The sequence below is a fragment of the Micrococcus sp. Mcc28 genome (assembly GCF_024519775.1).
Classification (GTDB): Bacteria; Actinomycetota; Actinomycetes; order Actinomycetales; family Micrococcaceae; genus Micrococcus; species Micrococcus luteus.
On the sequence record NZ_JALJRH010000030.1, the window covers coordinates 1 to 6,758 of the forward strand.

Annotated in this window: 5 protein-coding genes and 1 pseudogene; 2 read left to right on the forward strand and 4 right to left on the reverse strand. The window is 68.9% G+C overall.

Annotated elements, in window-relative coordinates:
* Positions 1 to 67: 67 nt before the first annotated feature.
* Both glsA and NR073_RS10865 read right to left on the reverse strand, forming a co-directional pair.
* A complete protein-coding gene (gene glsA, locus NR073_RS10860; protein WP_060974229.1) occupies positions 68 to 1,024 on the reverse strand; it encodes a glutaminase A in 957 nt (318 codons plus the stop codon).
* 55 nt (positions 1,025 to 1,079) lie between these two features.
* Positions 1,080 to 1,274: an AbgT family transporter gene (locus NR073_RS10865; protein ID WP_255351321.1), complete on the reverse strand. Its 195-nt coding sequence runs from the start codon at positions 1,272 to 1,274 to the stop codon at positions 1,080 to 1,082.
* 40 nt (positions 1,275 to 1,314) lie between these two features.
* On the opposite strand from NR073_RS10865, the gene NR073_RS10870 reads away from it, so the two are divergent.
* Together NR073_RS10870 and NR073_RS10875 are read left to right on the forward strand one after the other, a co-directional pair.
* Positions 1,315 to 2,061 carry a DUF72 domain-containing protein gene (locus NR073_RS10870; RefSeq protein WP_044659465.1) on the forward strand — a complete coding sequence of 249 codons (747 nt, stop codon included), beginning with the start codon at positions 1,315 to 1,317 and terminating at the stop codon, positions 2,059 to 2,061.
* 87 nt (positions 2,062 to 2,148) lie between these two features.
* Positions 2,149 to 2,994, forward strand: a complete 846-nt coding sequence (locus tag NR073_RS10875; protein ID WP_010079170.1) for an alpha/beta fold hydrolase — start codon at positions 2,149 to 2,151, stop codon at positions 2,992 to 2,994.
* A 478-nt stretch (positions 2,995 to 3,472) separates the two neighbouring features.
* Here NR073_RS10875 and NR073_RS10880 read toward each other — a convergent pair.
* Both NR073_RS10880 and NR073_RS10885 read right to left on the reverse strand, forming a co-directional pair.
* A pseudogene (locus tag NR073_RS10880) lies at positions 3,473 to 4,650 on the reverse strand (IS3 family transposase).
* 221 nt (positions 4,651 to 4,871) lie between these two features.
* Positions 4,872 to 6,437, reverse strand: a complete 1,566-nt coding sequence (locus NR073_RS10885; protein ID WP_060974119.1) for a multicopper oxidase family protein — start codon at positions 6,435 to 6,437, stop codon at positions 4,872 to 4,874.
* Positions 6,438 to 6,758: the final 321 nt, after the last annotated feature.

A 6,758-nucleotide genomic window follows, 5' to 3' on the forward strand; every position in this document is an offset into this window, starting at 1 on the left:
CATGTCCCCAGGGTCTCAGCTGACTCGTGCATCTATTCTCAGACACGCCCTAGGCGTCAACGCGGGGTCAGCGGGGCCCGCTGAGGCCGCGCAGGGCGCCACGGTGCTGGAGCACGTGCAGGTCCCAGCGTGCGCTGAGCCCCTCGAACAACCCGATGCCACGCCGGGAGTTACCTTGCTCGTCCAGGCGCGGCGACCACGTGGCGATGCCCAGGGCCCCGGGCACGGCGCCGAGCAGCGCGCCCGAGACGCCGGACTTCGCGGGCACGCCGACCTCGGCCACCCACTGGCCGCTGGCGTCGTACATGCCGCAGGTGAGCATCACGGACATCGCCTGCTGCGCTACCCACTCGTCCAGCACCCGCTCCCCTGTCACGGGGTTCGTGCCGCCAGCGGCGAGGGTGGCGCCCATGACGGCCAGCTGGGGTGCGGTGACCAGGACCGAGCACTGCGCGAGGTACCCGGCCACGGCCTCGCGGGCCGAGATGGGCAGCCGGCCGGCGTCGGCGAGCAGGTGGGCCAGGCCCAGGTTGCGGTCGGCGCGGGTGCGCTCGGCGTCGAGGACGTCCTCGCTGACCTCCAGCTCGACGCCGGCCAGCGCGCTGTAGCGGCGCAGCAGCAGGGCCGTCCGCTCGTCCTCGTCCCCGGCGGGCAGGAGGGAGTGGACCAGGATGGCGCCGGCGTTGATCAGCGGGTTGCACGGCCGGCCGTCGTCGTGCAGGGACAGGTGGTTGAACGACTCACCGGAGGGCTCGACGCCCACGTGCTCCAGCACGTGGTCCAGGCCGATCTCCTGCAGCACCACCGCGTAGGTGAGGGCCTTGGAGACCGACTGCAGCGCGAAGGCGTGCTCGGTCTCCCCGGCGGCGGCCTGGTGGCCGTCCACCGTGCACACCGCCACGGCGAGGCCGTCCACATGCTGGCCAGCGACGTCCTCGAGGTAGTCGGAGGGCTCGCCGCGGCGGTCGGACTCCACCTCGTCGAGCATCGCGCGCAGGTCGTCGTCGAATCGCGTCGTGTCCATTCCTGGTCACAGTAGTGGACGGGCAGGCGGGCGGGCGCCGGGCCGGTCACGGCGTTCACTGGACCGGGGCATTCGGGCCCATCGGCAGGTCCAGCCGCATCCAGCCGATGACCATGCCGGTGCACGCGGGCAGGAAGGCGATCGAGGACGGGAGCATCGTGGCGATCAGGGAGCCGATGCCCATCTTCCGGTCGTACCTCTGAGCCACCGCGATGATCAGCGGGACGCTACGCCTGCCGCGGCGGGTCAAGGCAAGACCCGGGAACCCGTGCCGGGGCTATCGTCGGGGGATGGACGTGCGGATCGGGACCTCCGGCTGGACCTACAGGCACTGGCGCGGGACCTTCTACCCGCAGGGGCTGCGGATCGCCGATCAGCTCGACCACTACACGGAGCGATTCCGGACGGTCGAGCTCAACGGCTCCCACTACCGCTGGCCGGCGGACAGCACCGTCGAGGCCTGGCGCGAGCGCCTGCCCGCCGGCTTCGAGATGGCCGTCAAGGCCTCCCGCTACCTGACCCACTACCGCAAGCTCAACGAGCCGCAGGACTGGGTGGAGCGCATCGTGCACACGCTGGACCTGCTCGGTGACCACGCCGGGCCGCTGCTGCTGCAGCTGCCGGCCAACCTGCACCGCGACGACGACCGACTCGCCGGGTTCCTCGGCCTGCTGCCCGAGCGGGTGCGCGTGGCGGTGGAGGTCCAGCACGAGTCCTGGCTGGACGAGGACGTGTTCGACCTCCTCGACCGGCACGGGGCGGGGTTCGTGGTCTCGGTGATCGCCGGGCGGGAGCCGGTGCTGCGCGCGACCGGGCGCCTCGCCTACGTGCGCTTCCACAACGCGGACCCGGACTGGCGCTACGGCGGCTCGTTCTCCGACGCCGAGCTCTCCCCCTGGGTGAAGCGGCTGCGGGAGCTGACCGGCGCGGACGCGGCGGGCGCGCGCCCCGCCTACGTCTACTTCAACAACGACAACCACGGCCACGCCGCGTTCAACGCGCTGACGCTGCGCAGGATGGCGGAGACCGAAGCCTGACACGTGCCGAGCGCGTGCCTAGCGTGAGGAGGAAGCGGCGGCCGAGCGCCGCCGTCGTCCCCCGAGAGCACAGGAAGGCAGACGCACATGACCCTCATGCAGATCCCCACGGACCACGGCACGATCGGACTGAACGTGGAGGAGGCCGGCCACGGGCGTCCCGTGGTCCTCATCCACGGCTGGCCGCTGACCCTCGACTCGTGGAAGGACCAGGTCGCAGCCCTGTCCCCGCACTACCGCGTGATCACCTATGACCGGCGGGGCTTCGGTGCCTCGGAGAAGCCCGCCGGCGGGTACGACTACGACACGATGACCGCCGACCTGCACGGTCTGCTCACCGAGCTCGACCTGCGTGACGTGACGCTCGTGGGCTTCTCGATGGGCGGTGGCGAGGTGGCGCGCTACATGTCCCGGTTCGGCGCGGACCGGATCCACTCGGTGGTGTTCGCCGGCGCGGTGCCCCCGTACCTGCTGAAGACCGACGACAACCCCGACGGCCCGCTGACCGAGAAGCAGGCCGCCGAGATGCGCGCGGGTCTCGAGAAGGACCGCGAGTCGTTCTTCGACGACTTCACGACGACGTTCTTCTCCACCCCCAAGCTGGCCGGCCTGACCAGCAGCCTCAAGGTCACCGAGGAGCAGCGCCAGGAGGCCATCCGGATGGCGCTGCAGTCCGACCAGACGGCGGCGCTGGCCTGCATGGACGCGTTCGGGGCCACCGACTTCCGCCGCGACCTGCCGGCAGTGACCGTGCCGGCCCTGGTCCTGCACGGCGACGCCGACCAGATCGTGCCGTTCAAGGGCTCCGGCAAGCGGACGCACAAGGCGATCGACGGCAGCCGCGTCGAACTCGTCAAGGATGCCCCGCACGGCTTCAGCATCAGCCACTCCGAGGAGTTCAACCGGATCCTGCTGGAATTCCTGGCGGAGTGAGGGGGCAGGTAGGCCCACCAGAGTGCTGAACGCGACACGGCGCTCGTGGGGGTGGTGCATGCCATCCACCACGGCGCCGACGCTGACCTGTCAGGCTCGATCCGACGCCGTGATCACCCGGAGCGCGGGATCAGGCCGACCGGCCGGCAGAACCGCGCGTCAGGACGTCGAGTACGAAGCCGATCAGCCCATGACGGGTGCGCGCGTCCTGAAATAGGCCAGATCGGAACTGCGAGCCCCGGTCCTCGTGCACCAGGCACCCAGCCACCACGGCTGCACCGCCGCGGCCTGCGACGGCCTTGTTCGCGCAGAGACAGAGCTTCTCCTCAGCCGTGAAGTGCTTCCTGATGTCGGTCAGTCAGAGCCTGCGCGGCGCTTCTGGAGCGGGCTGGCGCACAGACCGAGGTGCTGTCGATCCATGACGGCGAGATTCAGGCGCGTGAGAAGGGTCTGCCATGAGTTTGCTTGACACGAGTTATCAGGCGGCGGCAGCCGCCTGGACTGATTGAACCATCTCGAACTCGACAGGGGTGAGCTTCCCGAGACGGGCCTGCCTACGACGGCGGTGATAGGTCCGCTCGATCCAGCTCACGATCGCGAGCCGGAGCTGGTCGAAGGACTGCCAGCGACGCCGGTTCAGCACGTTCTTCTGCAACAGCGCGAAGAAGGATTCCATTGCCGCGTTGTCCCCAGCAGCACCGACCCTGCCCATCGACCCGACCAGGCCGTTGACCCGGAGCGTCTCCACGAACCGCCTGGCTCGAAATTGCGATCCTCGATCCGAATGCACCCGGCAACCCTGCACCTCGGCCTTGCCTCCACGCCGGCCCAGAGCCATCTGCAGGGCGTCCACGGCCAGCTGCGAGCTCATCCGCCGATTGATCGAGTAGCCCACGATCCGGTTCGAGAACACGTCCTTGACCGCGCAGAGATAGAGCTTGGAATCCCCGGCCCAATGCTCTGAGATGTCCGTGAGCCACAGCTGGTTCGGCTTCTCAGCGGCGAACTCACGACGAACCAGATCATCATGAACGGCAGGGCCAGGACGCTTGCCCGAGCCGCGACGGATCGAGTGGCAGCAGCGGACCTTCACGAGCCGACAGGCCTTCAACACCTGATGGTCCGACACGGCCAGGCCACGGCCGCGGAGCTCATCAGCCAGGAACCGGTATCCGAACTCCGGGTCATCGGCATGGGCATCGAGGACGGCGTTGGCGGCATGCGCGTCGGACCATTCCCGCTCGCTGACAGGTTCGGCCAGCCACTGGTAGTAGGCCTGACGGGAGAACCCGAGGACCCGGCAGGAGAGTTTCACGGCAATCCCGTCGCGGGCCAGGTCCTTCACGACGGGATAGGTCATTTTGGGGACTGACCCAATTTCAGGTTCGCCTGGGACAGATACGCGGCCGCACGCCGTAGGACCTCGTTCTCCATCTCCAACTCGCGGTTGCGGCGCTTGAGAGCCTTCAGCTCCTCGTTCTCAGCCTTGGTGATGCCGGGCCGGATCCCGGCCTCGACATCATCCTGGGCCAGCCAGCGCCGTAGGCAGGACTCGGCGATGCCGAAGTCCTTCGCGACCTGCGCGATCGGCATCTGACCCTTACGGGCGATCGCGACCACGTCCTGGCGGAACTCTCGGGGGTATGCAGCGGGCATGGGGTCATCCTTCCAGCAGTCCCTCCCGGGACCACAGATCAGATGTCAACCAAACTCACGGCAGACCCTTTCCTCCTACGGGTCAGGACGGGGGTGCCGGGCCAGAGGTCTCGGGCGGGCTGGGCACGGTGGGTGGGGGTGAGCGATAAAGGCATGTTCTTTCCTGGGCGGCCACCGTGCGATGCCCCCGTGGATGGAGGGGTGTGGGCCGGGCGGGAGGGTCAGTGGATGTAGGAGAAGACGCCCATCATCCCGGCCTCGGCGTGGTAGGCGTTGTGGCAGTGGGTTAGCCACTGGCCCGGGTTGTCCGCCTCGAAGTCGAAGACGATGGTTTGCCGGGGTTTGATGATGACCGTGACCTTGCGGGCGCCATGGTCGGCCAGCTGGAAGGTGTGGCCGTGCAGGTGCATGGGGTGCCACATGTCGGTGTCGTTGGTCATCGTGACCCGCACGCGTTCGTCCAACCGGAGTTCGAAGGCGCCCTCGAAGGGGTTGGCCGGGTCGAAGCGTCGCCCGTTGATGCCCCAGTCGTACTCCATCATCGATCCGGTGAGGCGTACCCCGTGGGTCGTGGTCGGGTCCTTGGGTGGGAGCAGGACGGATTCGTGTGCCTTCAGTCGGCTGCCATCGAGCACGGTTCCGCCCAGGGTCTGTGGGAGCCGACCGGAGAGCGTGGTCTTTGGACCGGCTGCGATGATGCCGTAGGCGTGGCCGGTCTTGCCCTCGGGCAGGGCCAGTACGGGCACCGCCTGGTCGCCGAGGGTGATCAGCACGTCCAGGCGTTCGCCCATCCCCAGGACGACGGCATCGGCCTGGCGGGGCTGGACCGGGAACCCGTCGGTGTGGGTGATGGTCAGTTCCTGGCCGGGGATCCCGACCCGGTAGGCGGTGTCTCCGGCCGCGTTGATCAAGCGCAGGCGGATCCGGTTGCCCGGGGTGCTGGAGAAGGTGTCCGGGTCGGATGGGGGGCGGCCGTTGAACAGGTGCACGGGGATCTTCACGTCGCCGGCGTCCCCGCCCAGATAGTCGCTCTCAGCGCCCATGAGCATGTGCTTCATGGGCATGCCCGAGGAGCTGTCCTGGCTCATGGACCCGTGGTCCATGCCCGCCATGCCGGCCATGCCCTCCATGTCGCCGGACATGTCCATCCCGGCGGAGAGTTCCTCGACGACGTCCTGCGGTGTTCCGGTGATCCCGTCGAGCCAGTCGTCCAGGATCACGACCCATTCCTGGTCGTAGCTGAGGGGCTCGTTGGGGTCCTCGACGATCAGGGCCCCGTACAGGGCGCGTTCGCGCTGGGTGTCGAAGTGGGAGTGGTACCAGTACGTGCCCGGATGGGACAGCCGGAAGCCGTACGTATAGCGTCCTCCGGCGGCGATGGGGTCCTGGGTCACCCCCTGGACTCCGTCGGCGTCGTTGCGCAGGGCCAGCCCGTGCCAGTGCACGCTCGTGTCCTCGGGCAGGTCGTTGGCGACGCTGACCTTGAGCAGGTCCCCGGTCTGGGCGCGCAGCAGCGGCCCGTTGAGGCCGTCGTTGTATCCCCAGGTGGTCAGGCCCCGACCCTGGAGGGAGGTCTCGAGGGGTGCGGCGGAGAGCCGGTGGGTGACGGTGGTGCCCGAGGCGGCGCGTCGTTTCTCGTACTCGGCGACCAGCGGGTCGGTGGGCAGGATGCGCCCTGACGGTTGGGGGCTGATGACGGGATCGGCGCAGGCGGCCAGCCCGGCCAGCGCCAGGGCCCCGACGGAGGCGCCCAGGAAGGTGCGGCGGGTGGTCAGTGAGGAGGTCATCGGTTCTTCTTTCCGTCATCCGGCCCCGTGTCGCAGGCGGGCGCGACGGGGCCGGGCATGGCTGATCAGTTGCTGGGTGAGGCCGGTGGCGTACCGGGGCTGCGTGCCGCTGTCACCCGGAGGTATTGGCGGACCCTGCGCTCACCGGTGGGGCGCGGCCGGGGGCTTTAGGTGCGGCTGACGGCCAGTTGAGCCAGTGAAGGGTCCACGGGGGCCGGAAATGGGCAACCCAGGGCAGGGGTGGTGCGGTCAGTCCCCCACCGGGGCTAGGGCGTGTCTGAGAATAGATGCACGAGTCAGCTGAGACCCTGGGGACATGTC